This is a genomic window from Pseudomonas sp. 05L36 (genome assembly GCF_056398125.1).
The window spans coordinates 110,495-130,409 of sequence record NZ_JBFTOU010000017.1; the positions used below are offsets into that span (position 1 = coordinate 110,495).

A 19,915-nucleotide genomic window follows, 5' to 3' on the forward strand; every position below is an offset into this window, starting at 1 on the left:
GTAACGGTAGACCTGCCAGTCAGGCAGGGACGGCGGCCGATTCCTTGAACTCGACCACGAACTCGCACAGCTGGCGCAGCGTGGAAATCTTGCGGCTGGCGAACGAATCGGGATCCAGCGCCACGCCGATCTTCTTCTGCACCACTAGCTGCATCTCGACGAAGTCCAGGCTATCGAACGCCATCGATTCGATGTTGGTATCGAGGGTCACATCGTTTTCGTCGACATCCTTGAGTTCCAGAATGAGGTCGCGAACAACAGCAAATACTTTCTCTACAGTGGTCATTGCACAGCTCCTTGGTGGGTTGAAAGTGTCTTTGCCATCAGCCCGAGAGTGATGGTCATCACGTGGCGATCGCTGACATGCACCCCAAGATCGAGGGTGCCCACGGCCTTGCCAGGGCTTTCAATCAGGTGGATGTTGTCGATCTCACAGCGAATATCGGTCTGCAACTTGCCCAGCGAGCGCAGCGACGTGCAGAAGGTGATCTGGTGGCTGGTCTGCACCACCAGGTGATCAGACAGATCCTCAAGCCGGTCCGGCCGCTGTCGTTGACGGAACTGCGGGGACAGGCAATCGAAGATCACTCCCAGATGGTTACGAATGAAGTGGGAAAAGATCAGTGCATCGAGCGCGACCCAATCATCGACCCCCCGGCCCAGGTCATCACGAAACTGTGCGAGCCAGGCCGCGACCTCCTCGCGTGCCAGCAGGAATCCCGGGGTTGTGGATAACCAGACCGGCGCGTCGACGATACGTACATGGCCGATCATGTGTTCACTGTCGCCGCCGCTCGAGTGCAACTTGAACCCCGTGCTGTCGCTGCGCTCGCGGGTCGACAGGGCTACCGGGCTGTCACGCAGCACCGGAGCCTTGAGCAGCGCCTTGAACTGCATCCAGTCCTGGGGCAGCACCTGATTGACGCGCCCCATGCGATGCTTGACCGGCAGTAGCGCGAGCATGCCATGCACCACCACATCGGCTGCGTCCATGCGGCGCGCCGCCTCACGGTCGAAGTGGATCGGGTTGCGATCACCGGAGAGGCCGGCCCAGGCCTCGATCTGCTCGGCTCCGAATTGCAACTGCATGATCAGACCACCTTGCGCAGCATGATGCCGGCGTTGGCACCACCGAAGCCGAAGCTCAGGTTCAGCACGTTATTCAGGGTCTGCCCATGCAGATGCTCGTTGGGCACGTAGTTGAGGTCGCAGTCAGGATCGGCCTCATCCATGTGGATAGTCGCCGGGATGGTGCCACGGGCCATGGCCTTGAGGCAGAAGACCGCCTCCATGGAACCGGCGGCACCGATCAGGTGGCCGGTGTAGGACTTGGTGCTGGACATCGGAATGCCGTATGCGGCGTCCCCCAGGGCCAGCTTGATCGAGCGGGTTTCGTTGACATCGTTGAGCGGTGTCGAGGTGCCGTGCAGGTTGACGTAGTCGATCTGCGATGCCTGCACTCCTGCCTGCTTGCAGACGTCATTGATCACCCGTACCCGGGCCTGCATGTCTTCGGCCGGGGCTGTCATGTCGTAGGCGTCCGAATAGTTAGCGTAGCCGGTGATCTCGCCGAGAATCTTCACGCCCCGTGCCCGGGCCGACTCATAGTCCTCCAGGCATAGCACAGCCGCGCCCTCGGAGAGCACGAAGCCGCTGCGTCCCTTGCTGAACGGGCAGCAGGCCAGGCGCGTGTTTTCCTGCTCTTTGCTCAGGGCCTGGATGACATCCACCGACCAGACGTTGAACTGCTCTTTCAAGGACTCACTGCCACCAGCGATCATCACCTTGGCGCGGCCGCTGCGAATCGCCTCGTAAGCCTCACCAATGGCGATGGTGCCCGTGGCGCAGGCTGCAACCGGGCTGTTCTGGATACCACGCATGTTCCAGTTCATGGTGATACCGGCGGTCGCGGCATTGCACATCGACATGACGGTGGCGAAGGAAGTGGAGATGCCGTGCTTACGGTATTCGTTGTTGTTGCAGTTGGCGGTGTCGAGCCCACCCCAACCGGTGCCCAGGATCACGCCGCGATCAAAGGGCGAAACGATCTCATCCAAGGGCGTATCACCGAACGCCATGCGGATCGCCTCGTGGGTGGCCACCAGGCTGTATTTGGCGAACAACGGCAACATCTTGGAGATTTTCTTCGAAAACGGACGCATCGCTTCACGACCGAAGTCATCGATAAAGCCAAAGTAACGCGCATGGATGCTCGGATCGTCGAACCTGTGCTGACGGTAACCGACCTGGTAATCCATCATTGCGTCCCAGATGGCGTCGACATTCTCGCCGAGCGAGCAGATGGCGCCATAACCGGTTACAACGACCCGGCGCGGTTCTGAAGAAGCGGACTTTTCCATGATCTTCCCTGTTTCGATGTCTTGACTGGAATGCCGCACAGCGTGAATAAGCCTGATCCAGACGCTCAGACTGTCATTGGCATGTTCGGCGATATAGGCAAGTGGAGCACTCGCAAGTACAAGCCATGACGCCTTGGTTGGAACATTCGTCCAGCATTGAAAAGTTCAGCGCTGCGGCGTCATAGGGGGCTTAACCACTGCCCGGCATAAGTTGCCGTAGTTACCCAGAGAGAACAACTGTATCTAGGTGCAGATAGCGCGATGAAAATCAAATTATGCAACCTGCAACTGCACCTAAGTACAGGTTGCCGCTGGGCGGACATTGATAAACTAACAATGGTCGCGCGATTGATTTTTCGTACCCGGAAGTTCATTCCCCCGCGACCTGTACGAGCCGCACCACTTAGTACTTAAGTGCCAGTCCCCATGGAAGAACGTTAATAACATGAAAGCTATCGAGTTTCACGCGCTTGACTATAGTGCGACGCCCCACGCCTGGGTCGCCGACTTGTATCGCCTGCGCAAGGAAGTATTCGCTGATCGTTTAAGTTGGAAGGTCAATATAAACAACGGCATCGAGTTCGATGAATACGACAGCGAGCGGACGACCTACCTGATCGGTACCTGGGAGGGTGTCCCCTTGGCCGGCCTGCGCCTGATCAGCACTCTGGATCCCTATATGGTCGAAGGGCCGTTCCGTGATTTTTTCCGCTGCGAGCTGCCCAAACACGCGCTGATGGCCGAGTCCAGTCGCTTCTTCGTCGACAAGATCCGATCACGCCAACACGGCCTGGCCCAGGTACCGCTGACCGAAATGCTGCTTCTTTGCATGCACAACTATGCCGCAGGCAGTGGCCTGGAATCGATCATCACCGTGGTCAGCAATGCCATGGGACGGGTCGTACGCAACGCCGGCTGGCACTACGAAGTGCTGGATACCGGCGAAGCCTCTCCGGGGGAAAAGGTGCTGCTGCTGAACATGCCGGTAACCGAGTTCAATCGTCAGCGGCTGATGTCCAGTATTGCGCGCAAGCAACCCTTGTCATCCACGCAGGCAAGCCAGTGGCCGCATCGTCTGCACATCCGCGACACACCGCTCGGTTAGCCCAAGCGGATCAGCGCCTGAGTCAGAGGATGCCTTGGCGCCGAGCCTCATAAACCGCCTGCTTGGCATTGCAGACCTGCAGTTTTCCGGAAATGTTGGACATGTGAAATTTGACCGTACGCTCGGAAATCGCGCAGATCAGCGCGATTTCCCGGTAGGACTTGCCCATCATCACCCACTTGAGCACCCCCATCTCCTTGCCCGAAAGTGGCCCACTCTGAAGTTTGGAAAACAGTTCATCCACCGTCCGCAGGCTCAACAGTCGGCTATGAAAGCGGATCAGTGCCATCTGTATCTGCCCCTGCTGGTCGGCCATGCGGCGATCGAAGTCGGCTTGCTGCCCGCCGTTGCAAAGACTCAACGAACTGAACACTCCACAGGGGTCATGCAGGATAAAGGTGGCGCCGGAGCAGATCCGGTATTGGCTGGAACGTCGAAACAACTCCCGACTCTTGTCACAGGAAACGGCCTGGAGCGCATCACTCCAAGAAAATGGCGCGCAACTTTTAAGACCGTGTTGAATGATCGGATCGATCAAATGATAGTTGGCTCCCTTATAGGCTTTCAGCCAGGGCGATGGATAATTTGAAACAATAAGGGGAGCCGCTTCACGATTTCGAGGAACAGCAAAGTAGGCATAGCTTAATCCCTGAAGGTCCCCCAACAGGTTTTCAAGTTCGGGTTGTAAACAGACGCTTGAATGACTCTCGTCGGCCGGGACGAAATCAGAGTATTTGAATTGACTATCCATGTTATGAGCTCATTATCCTTCAGGATTACCTCGACTCCGCGGAAACGGCGAAGACAATGCAAGATTTTTCATTATACCTGCCGCGTGAGTGCGTAGCACTGACATACAAGGCGGTTAATTCCGGTACGCTGGCGGGCTATATTCGACTATGACCTAAGGCAAACTCAGCGTTGAAGAACGCGTCGCCATCCAGCTCGGCCAAGCCCAAGGCTTTAGTCAGCGAAGGATCACCTGCTTGATCAACCGAGCGCCCTCGACGGTAAGCCGGGAGCTGCGCCGCAACCAAGAGGCCTGTAGCCGCTATTCGGTACGTACTGGGGGACGCAATGGGCTGCGCTCTTCCAGTGTCCTGTCTCAGAAATAAATTTCTGGCCTGAGCCATGTTTCTGTGGTCAGTCAGTGCCTGGAGTGATCACATGAACTCTCAGGACATCATGCTCAGTGAAGACGAACAAATTGAACTGAGTCGACGAAACGAACCCTTGAGCAAGTCACTCAGCCGCGTATCGGTCAGCCTCGCTGGAGCTGTCGAAGCATGGCTCGAGTCGCCGGCATTTCACCGGCCAGCGTCCAGCGGATATGGGCCGCCAACGACATAAAACCGCACCTGACACGCACCTTCAAGCTGTCCGACGACCCGAACTTCGAAGAGCAATTCTGGGACGTCATCGGGCTGTATCTGGCGCCTCCTGATAAAGCCCTGGTGCTCTGTTGCGCAAGATCATCAAGACAAGAGGTCACTTTCCAACTGACGATGCAGCGACGAAGCTGATCTGGCTGGCATTACAAAATATCACCGCTAATTGGGGCAGTGCTGCCCATGACTGGAAGAATGCCATGAATCAATTTGCGGTCTTGTACGGAGATCGATTCATCAGGCCGACCAGGTGAAATAAAGGCCTGCCTGACGGCCCGCACACAAAAAATCTGACACTCTCGTGGCTACAACCAAGCCCGCGGCATCCGGCTCGAACTGGCGAAGCTCACTCAACTTGCTACAGCCCAGATCGAGCAGTTGAGCGATCACCTCGTCATGCCGAAGCAGTTCTTCGTAAGTGATCGGTGATTCCTCCAAGAGATTTCATCTTTTTAAGGACGATGACCTAATCTAAATCAGCTCCAGCCCATACTTCAGCCCACTCCCTGGATGGAGTATTGCTTTTCGACCAGCGACCCGTTTTTCGAACGTTCTCTTTGTCCCTGTACTTCTGAAGCGCCGAGACAAAAATAACGATTTTGATCTTCCCCCAGCGAAGCTCAACAAACGAATACGCTCCGAGGTATCCATCATGCCGTCCGCCAGCGCACCTATGGAGGCCAGCGTATCCTGAACTTGCTCACGACTGCGTTGTGCGGTTACCGACGGGCAGCACATTTGAAAACTTCATGTACTCACAAGCCTTCGGTCCACCCTGCCCCCGGTCGTTTTAATGCCCGCGAATGTAGTGTTCCAGTTGCCGGATCAGCTCGGTCTGCTCGACGATGGCTTCCTTGACCAGATCACCAATCGACAACAGGCCAATCAGTTGGTCGCCCTCCACCACCGGTAGATGACGCAGATGACTGTCGGTCATGACCGCCATGCAACGCTCAATGCTCTGCTGACTGTCTGCAGTCACGACGGGCGCGCTCATGATGGCCCGCACCGGCGTACCGACCGAAGAGCGCCCCTGTAGAACGACCTTGCGCGCATAGTCGCGTTCGCTGATAACGCCGACCACCTGCCCCTCCTCTATGACGGGTAGAGCACCGACATTTTTTTCCGCCATCATCCTCAACGCTTCAAGCACCGTCTGGTCTGGCGCGATGCTATGCACCCGCCGGTTCTGCACGGCCTTGAGCTTCAGCAGTTGTGCGGCTGTTTTCATACGAACCTCCGATACTGTTTGTCATTGATCATCGACTCCGCCGGAGCCTGGCATACATCATTAATTGAATGAGCGCTCAGACCCCGGCGAAATCCATGGGGTCAGGCCACCGCGACCTCCACCTGGCCTTCGTTCAGCCGCACCGGCCAGACCCGCAGGCGCTGCTGCGGATACTCCAGGCAACTGCCGTCCTCAAGGCGGAAATGCTGTTTGTAGAGTGGCGAGGCAATCACCAGATCGCCCTTGACGCTGCCGATCAGCCCGCGACCGATGACATTCGCCCCGGATTGCGGGTCATGATTATCGATGGCATAGAGGGTCTTGCCTTCGGCAGCCGGCAGGTAGAAAAGCGCCACTTGTGCACCGTCGAGCCAGACGACGACGCCGGAGTTACTCACCAGATCCTCCTGGCTGCACACCGCTTGCCAGGCATCGGGATTGACCAGGGAGGAACTGGAATAGGCTCGCTGGGTATCGGACTGGCTCATCAGGCAATCTCCTCGATGACAGGGATAAGGTGGAGTTCAGCGGCCATGATCGGCCGGCGCTGACCGCGTTCCTGGACAAAATGGATGTCCGGGTCCGGGCGTTGATCGTTGACGAAGGTGCGGAAGCGCTTGAGCTTTTCCGGGTCTTTCAGGGCGTTGGCCCATTCGCATTCGTAGCGGTTGACCACCAATTGCATCTGCGACTCGAGCTCCTCACCCAGCCCGAGGCTGTCGTTGATGATCACGTCCTTGAGGTAATCCAGGCCGCCCTCCAGGCTCTCGCGCCAGACCGAGGTACGCTGCAACTTGTCGGCGGTGCGGATGTAGAACATCAGGAACCGGTCGATGTAGCGAATCAGGGTGGCGTCATCAAGGTCGGTAGCGAACAACTCGGCGTGGCGCGGGCGCATGCCGCCGTTACCGCACACATAGAGGTTCCAGCCTTTCTCGGTGGCGATTACGCCAACGTCCTTGCTCTGCGCCTCAGCGCACTCACGGGTGCAACCGGAGACCGCGAACTTGAGCTTGTGTGGCGAGCGCAGGCCTTTGTAGCGATCCTCGAGGGTCAGGGCCATTTTCACGCTGTCCTGCACGCCATAACGGCACCAGGTGCTGCCGACACAGGACTTCACCGTGCGGGTCGATTTGCCATAGGCGTGCCCGGTCTCAAAACCCGCTTCAATCAGCTCGGCCCAGATGTCCGGCAACTGATGCAACTGCGCGCCGAACAGGTCGATGCGCTGCCCGCCGGTGATTTTGGTGTAGAGGTCATATTTCTTCGCCACCACGCCGATGGCGATCAGCTTGTCAGCGGTGATCTCGCCGCCGGGAATACGCGGCACCACCGAGTACGTACCGTTTTTCTGCATGTTGGCCATGAAGGTGTCGTTGGTGTCCTGCAACGGTACCAGCGACGTGTCCATGATCGGCTGGTTCCAGCACGAGGCCAGAATCGAACCCACCGCCGGCTTGCAAACGTCGCAACCGGTGTGGCCACGGCCGTGCTTGGCCAACAGTTCTTCGAAGGTGATCACTCCCTCTACCCGTACCAGCGCATAAAGCTCCTGGCGGGTATAGGCGAAGTGTTCGCACAGGCTCTTGTCGACACTGACGCCACGGGCAATCAGCTCATGCTCGAACACTTGCTTGAGCAGGCCGGCACAACCGCCGCAGCCGGTACAGGCCTTGGTTTGCGACTTGAGCTGGCCCAGGTCCGTGCAGCCGCCGTCGATGGCCGAACAAATGGAGCCCTTGGTGACGTTATGACATGAGCACACCGTGGCCGACTCGGGCAGCGCACCCGGGCCCAGGGCCGGCGCGCCTTCGGACGATGGCAGAATCAGGCTGGCGGGTTCTGCTGGCAAGGTAATGCCGTTCTGCATGTATTGCAGCAAGGTGTCGTAATAGCTGTTGTCACCGACCAGCACTGCACCGAGGACATGTTTGCCACTTGCATCCACCACCAGGCGGCGATAGCTGGCGCTGGTTTCGTCGATGAATTGATAGCTGCGTGCGCCTGGGGTATTGCCGTGGGCGTCGCCGATGGAGCCGACATCCACCCCCAGCAGCTTGAGCTTGGTCGACATGTCGGCACCGGTGAACGGCTCGGCGACTTCGTTGCACAGACGGGCCGCGACGCTGCGCGCCATCTGGTAGCCCGGCGCGACCAGGCCGAACAGGCTGCCGTTCCATGAAGCGCACTCACCGATGGCGTAGATGTTCGGGTCGCAACTGAGGCACGCGTCGTCGATCACCACGCCACCGCGCGGACCGATCTCCAGCGCGCATTGACGAGCCAGCGCGTCTTGAGCGCGGATACCGGCGGAAAACACGATCAGGTCGGTTTCGAGGAATTCGTCATTGGCGAAATTCATGCGATAGCGGTACTGCTCGCCAGCGCTGATCGATTGAGTGGCGCGGGACAGGTGTACACCGACGCCCAATCGTTCGATCTGCGCCTTGAGCGCCTGGCCACCGAGGTCATCCAGTTGTACCGGCATCAAGCGCGGTGCGAATTCCACCACGTGGGCTTCAAGGCCCAGGCTCTTCAACGCGTTCGCGGCTTCCAGACCCAGCAAGCCACCGCCGACCACCACACCGCGCCGGGCATTGGCTGCCGCAGCCCGAATGGCATCGAGGTCTTCCAGGGTGCGATAGACCAGACGCGACTCACCTTCGGCGCCTTCGATTGGCGGAACAAACGGATAAGAACCGGTGGCCAGAACCAATTTGTCATACGTGACGCAACCTTGCGAGGTGACCACCTGGCGACGGACGCGGTCGATTTCCAATACCGGCACACCCAGATGCAGCGTAACGCCGGGCGTGTGGTAAAGCGACGCATCGGACAGCGCCAGCGACTCGGCATCACGACCGGAGAAGTACTCGGAAAGATGCACACGGTCATAGGCGCGCATCGGCTCCTCACTGAAGACGTGCAGCCGGTAATGGTCAAGCGCTCCCCGCTCGATCAGCTGTTGGACACAATGATGTCCGACCATGCCATTACCGATCACGATCAGCGTTTGCATCTTGTTCAACGTGGCAACATTGGAATTCATAGAAAGCACCCAGCCCGAGCCAATCACGGTTTTAAAAGCAAAAAAAAACGCCTGAAACCTTGCGGTTCCAGGCGTCTTTGCCTGTTCTTTTGCGGTGTTGAAACCAGGCGTCTATGCCTGATCCACCGATGCTGCCCACGACCTGTCCGGCCAATCGATCGTCGTTGACCGAGGGGGCTGTCCACACGAATGCGTTCCAGGTGGACCTGATGTCAGCCTTGCAGCCTTTGTGCCAGCCAGCGACAGAGAGACTTCAACTGTCTGGAAACACTGACTCTTGAGCCCGGGGGGATTGTCACGACGCTGGAGCTACCGCAGTCGAAAGCGCTTTGCGGCGCTTCCGACTGGTGCACGTTGTGACGCATGGCGCTTTATAAAAGTGCATGGACAGTTCGATTCCACAGGCCGTCAGCACTCAAGCCTCGATCAGCTGTTCCTGTCAGCCCTGTCATGTCGTCGTCACATACACCAAGCACAATGGGATCAGCCAAATGGATTTGGCCCATCTACAGAGAGCTTGGCCGACACCGGGCTTTTTTCATTGCTACGACAGGCTTTTCACGAAACGCTCACAAGATGGAGCGCAGATTGGAAGCACAAAAGGATTTGACCCCAAACAGAAGGCCCGCCATTGCGCGGGCCTTTTGCTGCCTGCATTGAGCCCGTGACGAACCGATTTCAACTGTGATTCAACCGCTTCGTAAAGTGAAGCTGGCGGCGAGAAGCAGAATTGACAGCGAACCCGGCCGATACGCAGTGGTCATAACAGCTGATGGCAGCGCAAATGTTCAGTGGCCCAGGGCGACTTCACTCACGAGCGATGCCAGCAAATTCACACATTTCAGGGCGCGCCGGATAACCTCAGTGGGTTCGGTTCCTGCATGAAGCAGGCACTTGCCGCTGCTCTCATCCCATGCTCCCTCAGCGGAGTACGCAAATGACTCAATCAATGAGGTTCTTCCTGTCGTTCTTCCTCGCGACTGCAACATTGGCATCGGCCAGTTTCCTGAACAATGCCGGAGCGGCTACCGCCGAGGATCTGAATGCCGACGCTCGACAAGCGTTGCAGACTCTCAACAAGACCCATCCTTTTTCCGAAACCATCTCGCACAACGCCAAGGCTGTGCTGGTTTTCCCGAAAATCATCAAGGCGGGTCTCGTGTTCGGCGGCAGCTATGGCGAAGGCGTTTTAATGAAGGGCACGAAAGTCGAGAACTACTACAACTCCGTCAGCGGTTCATGGGGGCTGCAGGCCGGCGCCCAGTCGTACGGCTATGTGGTTTTCCTGATGACCGATAAAGCCGTGAAATATGTCGCTGAAACCAAGGGTTGGGAAATCGGTGTAGGGCCAACGGTTGTCGTGGTGGATGAAGGGGTTGCGAAGAACCTGTCCAGCTCGACGCTCAAAGACGACGCCTACGCGTTCATCTTCGACCAGCAAGGATTAATGGCGGGGGTCAGTATCGAGGGAACGAAGATTTCTCTGATCAAGCGCTAGCGTCAGCCGTTTGATTGACCATCGGGAGCGTGATGACGGCCTATGCCAACCCGGATGGGTTTTCCCGTTCAGGCTAGGCTGTCCTCACTCCTGGCGCACGGACGTAGCTGATGATTAGGAAGCTATCTGGACGAGCAAGGCTGGCATTGGCTGTATCGACCGTGACGCAAAAGTATGGCGCGGTGCACCTGGCCTTCCTGATCGTGCCGCTGGTGTGTGGCTTTTTCATTGACCTGGTCAATGCCGTGATCATCAGCCTGTTCAGTGGCCTATAACGACCCCACCTCGACTCTCGGACGACCAGACACACTGAAAAAAGGAAAGCAGACGAAAGGAGCAGCAGGATCGATGCCGCAGGGATAGGCTCAAAGAAAGAGTGTGCCCCTGCCCTGATCTGGCGGGGTACGATCTCAAATACACCTCTTGCTACAGGGGAACCGGGATGACGGGAAAAACTGCGCGTCAATGCTCGCCATGGATCCTGCTTTCCCTGCTCGCCATCGACCTGGTACTGACAGCGGGATGTTCAGGCAAAGCCACCACGGCTCGCTATTCAGCCCCAAACACGGGTTCAACCTGCTATGCAAAAGCCCTCCCCACTGTCGGCGAAGGCGGCCTCGCCTGGGCGGACAGCCTGGACATGGCTCGCCAGAAATCCCTGGATAATTGCAACCGCTATGCGGGCCGATCCGGCGGCACGCCGAATACCTGCCACGTGGTGATGGCGGAATGTAAGCATTGATAGGGCGGTTTTTCATTTCTGCGCCGCTTTTGCATTTCTGTGCGACAGATCCCACTTCAGGGGCTCCCGTTTCACACGCTCGTGGTGGTAGTTTGCAAATGTTTCTGATCAAACGATCAGATATTTCTTACAAACCGCCTGCAAAGGAATGCCCCCTGCAATGGATTTTTCACTCAAGCACCTGGCTGCGACCACCCTCATGCTCGCCAGCCTTTCGTCGTTCACCAGCGCTGCCCACGCCAACATCACGCCACAACAGAGCGCGATCATCCTCAAGACCTTCAGCGATACGTCGGTCAAGGATTTCAGGCAGTTCCTCGCAAGTCTGGCCAAGAGCGATATCGCCAAGACCGACGACCTCGGCCCGGCCGTCCGTGCGTTCCAGGGCAACAAGACGCTTACCGCTGAGCAGCAAAACCAAATCCATCGCCTGCTTGGCCTCTATGCCCGGGTGAAATACGGCAGCGCGGCCACCGAAACCTTGAAGGAGCTGGTAGCCATTCCAACCGTGCGCGTGGACGGTGTTGCCCAGCACGACAATCCCGAATTTCTCAAGATTGCCGAGAAAATCAAGGGCCTCGCCCAGGCGTTCAACCTGAACTTTCGCAACATCGATAACCGCGTCTATGAAGTCTCCCTGGAAGGCGCTGGCGATGAAGTCGTGGGTATTCACGCCCATGCCGATGTGGTGCCGGTGACGCCGGAGAACTGGGTGCTGCAGGACGGCACCCGCCTCGATCCGTTCAAGGTCACTTTGGTCGGCGACCGCATGTATGGCCGCGGCACCGAAGATGACAAGAACGGCATCGTGGTGGCGCTCTACGCCATGAAGATCATCAAGGAAGAGCAGCTGCCGCTGGCCAGGAACTTCAAGCTGCTGGTCGACACCACCGAAGAGACCACGGGCGACGCCATCCCCTACTACTTCGAACGCAACCCGACCCCCAACTACAACCTGGCGCTGGATGGTGGCTACCCGGTGGTGATCGCCGAGAAAGGTTACGGCACGGTCATGGCCAGCTTCGCCAAGCGCACCGCGCAAGGCAAAGGCGCAGAAATCACCTCGATGACCGGCGGCCTGGCCACCAACCAGATACCGTCGACATCGGTCGCGACCCTGGTGACCGACAAGCCCGCCGAACTGGCCGCCCGCCTGCAAAAGGCCGGCAGCGAGTATGCCAAGCGCAACGGCGGCAACTTCGAGGTCGCCGCCAAAGTCGACGGCAAGGACGTCAAACTGACGGTCACCGGTGTGTCCGCCCACTCCTCCGAGCCCGAGTCCGGCGTCAACCCGGTGGCCAGGATGCTCGACTTCATCAATAGCCTCGACGGCAAGGTCGCGCTCAAGCACAACCAGATCACTGACGCCGCCCGCTACGCCGCCGACAACTGGGGGCTGGACTACCTGGGTGGCAAGTTGGGGGTCGGTTTTGCCGATGAGTTCATGGGCCCGCTGACCACTTCCCTGACCTATGTCGGGATGGATGACAAAGCCTTCAAACTCGCGGTCAACCTGCGCGTGCCGAAGGGTAAGACGCCGCAAGTGCTCAAATCCGAAATCGCCGGAAAACTGGACTCCTGGAGCAAGAAGACCCGGATCGCACCGACCTTCGACCTGTCGATTGCCGAACCGATGTACCGCAACCCCGAGGGCGAATGGGTCAAGGCCCTGCTCGCGGTGCCCAGCGAAAACCTCGGCATGGAACACAAGTTCGGCACCTCCGCCGGCGCCACCTCCGTGCATGAACTGCCTAACGGCGTGCAATTCGGCCTGGCCATGCCGGACGTCAAATACACCGGCCACAACGACAACGAGTTCAAGACCACCGAGCAGTTCCTGCTGGACCTGCAGATCGTGACCGAGATGATGGGCCGCATCGGGCAATTGCCGAAACTTTGATGCTCTATCGGACCCGCCACCCTGGCGGGTCCATTGCCTTCACTTCCACTCCCAAATCACATGCCGACCCTTGTAGGAGCGAGCTTGCTCGCGAAAAACCAGAGGACGCCGCGGTAAGTCTGGTTTCCCGCGTCATCGTTGGCCTCCATCGCGAGCAAGCTCGCTCCTACACAGGGTGGGTGGGCGCACGTGCCCGGATTGATGAACAAACCTCATGAACCCTTGCCGATTTACCCGTCTAGTGCTCATCCGTTAGCTCGCTTACTGTTTCCCCAGCGGTCCTGCACCCAGCCGATATCACTGACGTGCAGCCTGACCATCAAAAGCGGGAGATTGAAATGCACAAGCGCAAACTCGGAAACAGTTCCCTTGAAGTGTCTGCCCTGGGCTTGGGCTGCATGGGCCTCAGCCATGGCTACGGCCCGGCTACCGATACCCGACAAGCCATCTCGTTGATCCGCTCGGCTGTTGACCGAGGCGTCACCTTCTTCGATACCGCCGAGGTTTACGGCCCGTACCTGAATGAACAAGTGGTGGGTGAGGCGCTGGCGCCGGTTCGCGATCAGGTGGTCATCGCCACCAAGTTTGGCTTTACCTTTGGCTCCGACAATAAACAGCAGATTCTCAACAGCCGCCCGGAACACATCCGGGTCGCCGTCGAGGGCTCGCTGCGCAGGCTCAAGACAGACTTCATCGATTTGCTTTACCAACATCGCGTCGACCCGGACGTGCCTATCGAGGATGTCGCGGGTGTGGTGAAAGAGCTCATCCTGGAAGGTAAGGTCAAGCACTTCGGTCTTTCAGAGGCGGGCGTGCAAACCATTCGACGTGCTCATGCTATCCAGCCTGTTACAGCGCTGCAAAGTGAGTACTCGTTATGGTGGCGAGAGCCTGAGCAAGAGATTCTTCCGACACTCGCGGAGCTGGGTATTGGCTTCGTGCCCTTCAGTCCCCTGGGCAAGGGTTTTCTCACTGGCACCGTGTCGGCAGATGCCTCCTTCGGTAGCGACGATTTTCGCAGCATCGTTCCCCGCTTCAGCCAGCAGGCGCTGCAAGCCAATCAAGTGCTGGTGGAGCTGATTCGCAAGATCGCCGCGCAGAAGAACGCGACACCGGCGCAGATCGCGCTCGCCTGGTTGCTCGCACAGGCGCCGTGGATTGTGCCTATTCCCGGAACGACCAAGCTGCATCGCCTGGAAGAAAACCTCGGCGGTGCCAGCATCACACTCACTGACGCCGAGCTCAAGGCCATCGATGCGGCACTGGCGCAGATCCGCATCCACGGCGAGCGTTACCCTGAGGCCCTCAAGGCTCGCGTCGGGCGCTAACGGAGCATTGTCATGAGCAAGGATCACGATGCGCTTCGGCGCACGGTCATCGCCGCGCTCGCGAGCGCCCCGCTGCTGTCGCTCGCCGACACGCAAACCGGCAGCGAACCGCACCGCTCGGGGTCTCGCACCCTGGTGGCGTACTTTTCACGCTCCGGCAATACCCGAGTCGTTGCCGGACTCATCCAGCGGGGACTTCGTGCCGACCTCTTCGAGATCCGCCCGGCCAAGCCCTATCCCGACGATTACCTGGAAACGGTGGAGCAGGCGCGCCAGGAACGCGACAGCGGCTTCGAGCCAGCCCTGGAAAGCAAGGTTCGGGCAATGGCCGCCTACGACACTGTGTTTCTTGGCTTTCCGATCTGGGGTGAAACCGCTCCGCCGAGCGTGCGTTCGTTCCTGACGGCCCACGACCTGAGCGGGAAAACCATCATCCCCTTCAACACCCACGGCGGCTACGGGCTGGGCAATAGCCGCAGCGTCCTCGGAAAACATGCGCCCACGTCCAAGGTGATGGAAGGCTTCGTGATGGAGGGTGAGCAGGAGCGCAAGACCATGGAACGCTTGAACGCCTGGATGAGCGACAGCCATCTGACACGTTAATGCGCCGTGCAGGGCGTTGAACTGTACGCGTCTCGATTTCTGAATGGGAGCAGCCTTGCAGTTGGCTAACCCGCCTTTAGGAGCAACATTGATGAATCCCTTGATCGCCCCTCTGGTTGCCTTATCCCTCATGGCAGGGGAAGCCTGCGCCCAGTCCTCCAACGAGATCCGGATCACCCACGCCGGCTCTCAACCCTCCATCAAGGGCGCGGCGGAAAACTTCACGGGGACGGTTCGGGTTGATGGCCTGTTCAAGGGTGATTCCCCGGCCCGCATCGGCGGTGGCACGGTGACCTTCGAACCCGGCGCACGCACGGCCTGGCACACCCATCCGCTGGGGCAAACGCTTATCGTCACCGCCGGGGTCGGCTATGTGCAGCAAGAGGGCGGCCCACGTCAGGAAATCCGTCCGGGAAACATTGTCTGGATCCCGCCGCAAACACGTCACTGGCATGGCGCGACGGCCACCAACGGAATGACTCACATCGCCATCGCCGAAGCCGAGGACGGCAAGGCTGTCACCTGGGCGGAAAAAGTCTCGGATGCGCAGTACCAAGGTCAATAGCCTGCGCTGAGCAATGGATGGAGCCTTTCACGATGACCACTGACACACCGATCGCACATCACAAGACCGGCCCCCTCCCCGCGCTGATAGCCCTGTGTCTGGGCCTTGGGTTGATGTCGGGTGTTGCCACCCAGAAAGCCGAGGCGTCGCAACCCATGACCAGCACACAATCCGCGGCACAAACGCTGTCGGCCAGGCAACAGGCCATTCCACTGATCGCAGCGTTCATGGCAACCAGTGACATGCCCAAGCTCAACGAAGCCTTGAACCAAGGCCTGGATGCCGGCCTGACGGTCAGCGAGGCCAAGGAAATCCTGGTACAGCTCTACGCCTATGTCGGCTTCCCGCGCAGCCTCAATGCATTGAACGAACTGATGACGGTTGTGCAAGCGCGCAAACAACGTGGCATTCACGATGAGCCTGGACGCGAACCCAGCCGTGCCATTGCAACCGGTGAGGCGTTGCTCGCGGCAGGGACGGCCAATCAATCCCGAATTTCGGGTGGGCCGGTCAAGGGGCCGGTGTTCGATTTCGCCCCGGTCATCAACCAGTTCCTGCAAACCCATCTGTTCGGCGACATCTTCGAGCGCGACAACCTTGACTGGCAAAGCCGCGAGCTGGCGACCGTCGGGGCGCTGGCCGCGACGCCGGGGGTGGAATCGCAGTTGCGCTCGCACATGCGGGCGAGCATGCGGGTTGGACTGAGCGAGGAACAATTGCACCAAGTCATCGCGGTTCTCACCGAGCACGGCGATGAACAAGCCGCCAAACGTGCAAGCGCAGCCCTGACACAGGCACTTGCTGCCTCGGGAGGTTGAACATGAAGACTGGAAAAAACCTGCTGAGCATTGCCCTGCTGAGCGTGCTTGCCGCCTGTGCAAGCCACTCCAATGCCGCCGCTCCCTTGATGATTCAGGAGCAAGGCAGCTTTGCCGCCGGCGGGACGATGATCACAGCACCGGGTTCGTTCAATCCGCGTAAGCCCATGACGCCAGACGGCCAAACCTACCACGGCGACCATGCCTATACCTTCTACCAAATCCCGGTCGATGCGCGAAAACTGCCCATCGTCATGTGGCACGGCGCAGGCCAGTTCTCCAAGACCTGGGAAACCACCGCGGATGGCCGGGAAGGTTTCCAGAATATCTTTCTGCGTCGCCAGTACGGCGTGTATCTGATCGACCAGCCGCGTCGCGGCGATGCCGGGCGCAGCATGGTCGAGGCGACGGTCAAGCCTGTCCCGGACGAGCAACTCTGGTTCAACCAGTTCCGCATCGGCCTGTGGCCCAACTATTTCGAAGGTGTGCAGGTTGCCCGGGATGCGCAAACGCGCGACCAGTTCTTCCGCGCGATGACGCCGAACACCGGTCCGTTCGACATGGGCGTGGTCTCCGATGGCGTGTCGGCAGTCTTCGACAAAATCGGCCCCGGCATCCTGCTCACTCACTCACAGGGTGGCGGACCGGGTTGGTTGACGGCGATCAAGAACAACAAGGTCAAGGCCATCGTGGCTTTCGAGCCGGGCAGCAGCTTCGTCTTCGCGCAGGGTGAAGTACCCGCGCCGATTCCCAGCGCGTTCGACACGGTGCAAGGCGCAGCGGTGCCGATGGATCAGTTCATGGCGCTCACACGCATTCCGATCCTGATCCTCTACGGCGACAACATCCCGGAGCAGGCCGTCGACCTGCCCGCCCAGGACAGTTGGCGCGCCCGCCTCACCATGGCCCGGCTTTGGCGCGATGCCGTCAACCGGCACGGCGGTGACGTGCGGCTGATCCACTTGCCGGAGATTGGCATCAAGGGCAATACCCACTTCCCCATGTCGGATCTGAACAACGTGCAGATTGCGGATCTGGTGTCCGGCTTTCTGACCGAAAAACATCTGGATTGACGGCTACAGAACTCTTTTTCAAACGCCCATTTAATGCTCCGGAGACTCTTATGAGAAACACAATCCTGAAAGCCTCGCTGATGGCCGCCATGGTCGGTATGTCTGCCGGCGAAGCCGGTGCCGCCGACTACAAAAAGAACCCGTTCACCCTGGCTTACGACGGTGCAATCACCAAGAACGAACCCGGCAAGGTCAACATCCACCCGGTCAGCTACAAGCTCAATGGCCTGGACATCGCTGCCAACGTCTACACCCCGGCCAACTACGATGCGAAGAAGGTCTACCCGACAGTGGTGGTGGCGCACCCGAACGGCGGCGTGAAAGAGCAAGTCGCCGGTCTGTATGCCCAGCGCCTGGCTGAACAAGGCTACATCACGATCACCGCCGATGCCGCGTATCAAGGCGCAAGTGGCGGACAACCGCGCAGTATCGACAAGCCGGCGTACCGTATCGAGGATATCCACGGCATGGCGGACTTCATCACTCAGTATGCTGGTGTCGACGGCAAGCGTCTGGGCCTGCTCGGCATCTGCGGTGGCGGTGGCTACTCGTTGGCCGCGGCGCAAACCGACAAGCGATTCAAGTCGGTGGCGACCGTGAGCATGTTCAACTCAGGCCGAGTACGTCGCAATGGCTACAACGACTCGCAACTGGACACTATCCAGCAACGTCTGCAACAGGCTTCCGCTGCCCGCGCCCAGGTAGCGGCTGGCGGCGCGGTGCTCTATTCAGGTGATGCCAACCTCACCGATGAGCAGATCGCCAAACTGCCGTTCGAGCTGTATCGCCAAGGGTACGAGTACTACTGGAAGACCCATGCCCACCCTGGCTCGACTTTCAAATACACCACGAGCAGCCTGCTGGATCTGATGCGTTTCGACGCCACCAACCAGATCGAACTGATCAATCAGCCATTGCTGATGATCGCCGGCAGCAAGGCCGACAGCCTGTACATGACCCAGGATGCGTTCCCCAAAGCCACCGGCACGAAGGACAAGGAGTTGTTCATTATCGATGGCGCAACGCACATCGAAACCTACTGGGTTCCCAAGTATGTGGACGCTGCACTCGGCAAGTTGACGCCGTTCTTCGCAAGAACCTTGTGATTGGTTCGTTGGGGTCGCGCATCCATGCGGAACCTGATTACATGGAATAATCCCGCGCTCCGCATGAGAGGTTCTCATCAATGGCCCGCGCCAATCTCAACGATCTGCAAGCCTTCGTGGTCATTACCCGTGAAGGCAGCTTCACTCGCGCCGCCGCACAGCTGGGCGTTTCGCAGTCCGCCTTGAGCCACACCATGCGCGCGCTCGAAACCAGGCTCGGCGTTCGCCTGTTGACCCGAACCACGCGCAGCGTATCCCCTACCGAGGCTGGTCAACGGCTGTATCAGTCCATGGCGCCGCGCTTCGACGAAATTGAACTTGAACTGGCTGCGGTCAGCGAGTTTCGCGACACCCCGGCAGGCAACGTGCGGATTTCGGCTTCCGAACATGCGGCGAACAACATCCTTTGGCCCAAGCTGTTGAAGGTGCTTCCCGACTACCCGGACATCAAGGTCGAAATCACCGTCGACTACGCCCTCTCCGACATCGTAGCGCAGCGCTACGACGCGGGCGTACGCCTGGGCGATCAGGTGGCCAAGGACATGATCGCCGTGCCGATCGGGCCACCATTGCGCATAGCGGTAGTGGGGTCGCCTGAATATTTCAAACAACGACCTTTTCCGAAAGAGCCGGGGGATTTGGCCGCACATAATTGCATCAATTTACGCCTGCCCACTCACGGGAGCCTGATGCAATGGGATTTTGAAAAGGACGGTCACGAACTCAAGGCACGTGTCGAAGGACAATGGACGTTCAACAGCAGCGTGCCGATCCTGCGCGCTGCTGTCGCAGGTTGTGGGTTAGGCTTCCTGCCAGAAGATATGGTAGCCAAGGAGCTTGCCGACGGTAGTCTTCTGCGGGTGCTGGAGGATTGGTGCCAACCCTTTGCGGGTTACCATCTTTACTACCCCAATCGCCGTGAACACTCATCCGCGTTTGGCGTCGTGGTCGATGCGCTGCTCTATAAGCGCTGAGTCGCCCATCTTGGCTTTCCTGCGGACAAAAACAAAACCCCAACTGCTTTCGCAATTGGGGTTTCGGAATTTAATCTTGACGATGACCTACTCTCACATGGGGAAACCCCACACTACCATCGGCGATGCATCGTTTCACTGCTGAGTTCGGGATGGGATCAGGTGGTTCCAATGC

The 19,915-nt window shown here is 58.8% G+C and carries 18 protein-coding genes, 1 rRNA gene and 5 pseudogenes; 15 read left to right on the forward strand and 9 right to left on the reverse strand.

Annotated features, from left to right (window positions below; all coding sequences use genetic code 11):
* Window positions 1-19: 19 nt before the first annotated feature.
* The 3 genes from AC1DKH_RS18875 to AC1DKH_RS18885 are packed head-to-tail and all read right to left on the reverse strand — an operon-like array spanning window position 20 to window position 2,360.
* Complete coding sequence (locus AC1DKH_RS18875; protein ID WP_108217404.1) at window positions 20-286, reverse strand: acyl carrier protein; 267 nt, start codon at window positions 284-286, stop codon at window positions 20-22.
* Window positions 283-1,089, reverse strand: a complete 807-nt coding sequence (locus AC1DKH_RS18880; protein ID WP_477798915.1) for a MaoC/PaaZ C-terminal domain-containing protein — start codon at window positions 1,087-1,089, stop codon at window positions 283-285. The genes AC1DKH_RS18875 and AC1DKH_RS18880 overlap by 4 nt, the downstream gene beginning before the upstream one ends.
* A 2-nt stretch (window positions 1,090-1,091) precedes the next feature.
* Window positions 1,092-2,360: a beta-ketoacyl-[acyl-carrier-protein] synthase family protein gene (locus AC1DKH_RS18885; RefSeq protein ID WP_108217402.1), complete on the reverse strand. Its 1,269-nt coding sequence runs from the start codon at window positions 2,358-2,360 to the stop codon at window positions 1,092-1,094.
* Between the two features lie 445 nt (window positions 2,361-2,805).
* Here AC1DKH_RS18885 and AC1DKH_RS18890 point away from each other — a divergent pair, with 445 nt between their 5' ends.
* The gene (locus AC1DKH_RS18890; protein ID WP_477760329.1) at window positions 2,806-3,465 is read left to right on the forward strand and encodes an acyl-homoserine-lactone synthase; all 660 of its coding nucleotides are present in this window, start codon (window positions 2,806-2,808) and stop codon (window positions 3,463-3,465) included.
* Window positions 3,466-3,487: 22 nt separating this feature from the next.
* Here AC1DKH_RS18890 and AC1DKH_RS18895 read toward each other — a convergent pair whose 3' ends face one another.
* Complete coding sequence (locus AC1DKH_RS18895) at window positions 3,488-4,216, reverse strand: autoinducer binding domain-containing protein (RefSeq protein ID WP_477756595.1); 729 nt, start codon at window positions 4,214-4,216, stop codon at window positions 3,488-3,490.
* A gap of 160 nt (window positions 4,217-4,376) precedes the next feature.
* Here AC1DKH_RS18895 and AC1DKH_RS18900 point away from each other — a divergent pair.
* From AC1DKH_RS18900 to AC1DKH_RS18910, 3 pseudogenes are all read left to right on the forward strand, one after another.
* Window positions 4,377-4,529: pseudogene (locus tag AC1DKH_RS18900) on the forward strand (helix-turn-helix domain-containing protein); the annotation flags it as partial.
* A gap of 150 nt (window positions 4,530-4,679) precedes the next feature.
* Window positions 4,680-4,946, forward strand: a pseudogene (locus AC1DKH_RS18905) (IS630 family transposase); the annotation flags it as partial.
* A pseudogene (locus AC1DKH_RS18910) lies at window positions 4,922-5,107 on the forward strand (IS256 family transposase); the annotation flags it as partial. The pseudogenes AC1DKH_RS18905 and AC1DKH_RS18910, both read left to right, overlap by 25 nt.
* A gap of 40 nt (window positions 5,108-5,147) precedes the next feature.
* On the opposite strand, the pseudogene AC1DKH_RS18915 reads toward AC1DKH_RS18910, so the two are convergent.
* The 4 genes and pseudogenes from AC1DKH_RS18915 to nirB form a co-directional block, all read right to left on the reverse strand.
* Window positions 5,148-5,294: pseudogene (locus AC1DKH_RS18915) on the reverse strand (diguanylate cyclase); the annotation flags it as partial.
* 349 nt (window positions 5,295-5,643) lie between these two features.
* A complete protein-coding gene (locus AC1DKH_RS18920; RefSeq protein WP_477756596.1) occupies window positions 5,644-6,084 on the reverse strand; it encodes a CBS domain-containing protein in 441 nt (146 codons plus the stop codon).
* 101 nt (window positions 6,085-6,185) lie between these two features.
* Window positions 6,186-6,572, reverse strand: a complete 387-nt coding sequence (gene nirD / locus AC1DKH_RS18925; protein ID WP_477798916.1) for a nitrite reductase small subunit NirD — start codon at window positions 6,570-6,572, stop codon at window positions 6,186-6,188.
* Complete coding sequence (gene nirB, locus AC1DKH_RS18930; protein ID WP_477798917.1) at window positions 6,572-9,133, reverse strand: nitrite reductase large subunit NirB; 2,562 nt, start codon at window positions 9,131-9,133, stop codon at window positions 6,572-6,574. The genes nirD and nirB overlap by 1 nt, the downstream gene beginning before the upstream one ends.
* Window positions 9,134-10,070: 937 nt before the next feature.
* On the opposite strand from nirB, the gene AC1DKH_RS18935 reads away from it, so the two are divergent.
* The 11 genes and pseudogenes from AC1DKH_RS18935 to AC1DKH_RS18985 all read left to right on the forward strand — a co-directional run bounded on the left by AC1DKH_RS18935 (window position 10,071) and on the right by AC1DKH_RS18985 (window position 19,740).
* A complete protein-coding gene (locus AC1DKH_RS18935) occupies window positions 10,071-10,631 on the forward strand; it encodes a lipid-binding SYLF domain-containing protein (protein ID WP_477798918.1) in 561 nt (186 codons plus the stop codon).
* A 152-nt stretch (window positions 10,632-10,783) separates the two neighbouring features.
* Window positions 10,784-10,906, forward strand: a pseudogene (locus AC1DKH_RS18940) (sodium/glutamate symporter); the annotation flags it as partial.
* 167 nt (window positions 10,907-11,073) lie between these two features.
* The gene (locus AC1DKH_RS18945) at window positions 11,074-11,373 is read left to right on the forward strand and encodes a hypothetical protein (RefSeq protein WP_477798919.1); all 300 of its coding nucleotides are present in this window, start codon (window positions 11,074-11,076) and stop codon (window positions 11,371-11,373) included.
* A 160-nt stretch (window positions 11,374-11,533) separates the two neighbouring features.
* Window positions 11,534-13,273, forward strand: coding sequence for a dipeptidase (locus AC1DKH_RS18950; RefSeq protein ID WP_477755600.1), 1,740 nt, complete (start codon window positions 11,534-11,536; stop codon window positions 13,271-13,273).
* A gap of 338 nt (window positions 13,274-13,611) precedes the next feature.
* Entirely contained in the window at window positions 13,612-14,601 is a 990-nt protein-coding gene (locus tag AC1DKH_RS18955; RefSeq protein WP_477798920.1) for an aldo/keto reductase, read from the forward strand.
* 12 nt (window positions 14,602-14,613) lie between these two features.
* Entirely contained in the window at window positions 14,614-15,204 is a 591-nt protein-coding gene (locus AC1DKH_RS18960) for a flavodoxin (protein WP_477798921.1), read from the forward strand.
* 91 nt (window positions 15,205-15,295) lie between these two features.
* A complete protein-coding gene (locus AC1DKH_RS18965; RefSeq protein ID WP_477755597.1) occupies window positions 15,296-15,769 on the forward strand; it encodes a (R)-mandelonitrile lyase in 474 nt (157 codons plus the stop codon).
* A 32-nt stretch (window positions 15,770-15,801) separates the two neighbouring features.
* A complete protein-coding gene (locus tag AC1DKH_RS18970; RefSeq protein ID WP_477798922.1) occupies window positions 15,802-16,587 on the forward strand; it encodes a carboxymuconolactone decarboxylase family protein in 786 nt (261 codons plus the stop codon).
* Between the two features lie 2 nt (window positions 16,588-16,589).
* On the forward strand, window positions 16,590-17,660 hold the full coding sequence (locus AC1DKH_RS18975; RefSeq protein ID WP_477760846.1) for an alpha/beta hydrolase: 1,071 nt from the start codon (window positions 16,590-16,592) through the stop codon (window positions 17,658-17,660).
* Window positions 17,661-17,710: 50 nt separating this feature from the next.
* Entirely contained in the window at window positions 17,711-18,766 is a 1,056-nt protein-coding gene (locus AC1DKH_RS18980; RefSeq protein ID WP_477798923.1) for an alpha/beta hydrolase, read from the forward strand.
* A gap of 80 nt (window positions 18,767-18,846) precedes the next feature.
* On the forward strand, window positions 18,847-19,740 hold the full coding sequence (locus tag AC1DKH_RS18985; protein ID WP_477760844.1) for a LysR family transcriptional regulator: 894 nt from the start codon (window positions 18,847-18,849) through the stop codon (window positions 19,738-19,740).
* Window positions 19,741-19,814: 74 nt separating this feature from the next.
* On the opposite strand, the gene rrf is transcribed toward AC1DKH_RS18985, so the two are convergent.
* Window positions 19,815-19,915: ribosomal RNA gene (rrf, locus tag AC1DKH_RS18990) — 5S ribosomal RNA — on the reverse strand; the annotation flags it as partial.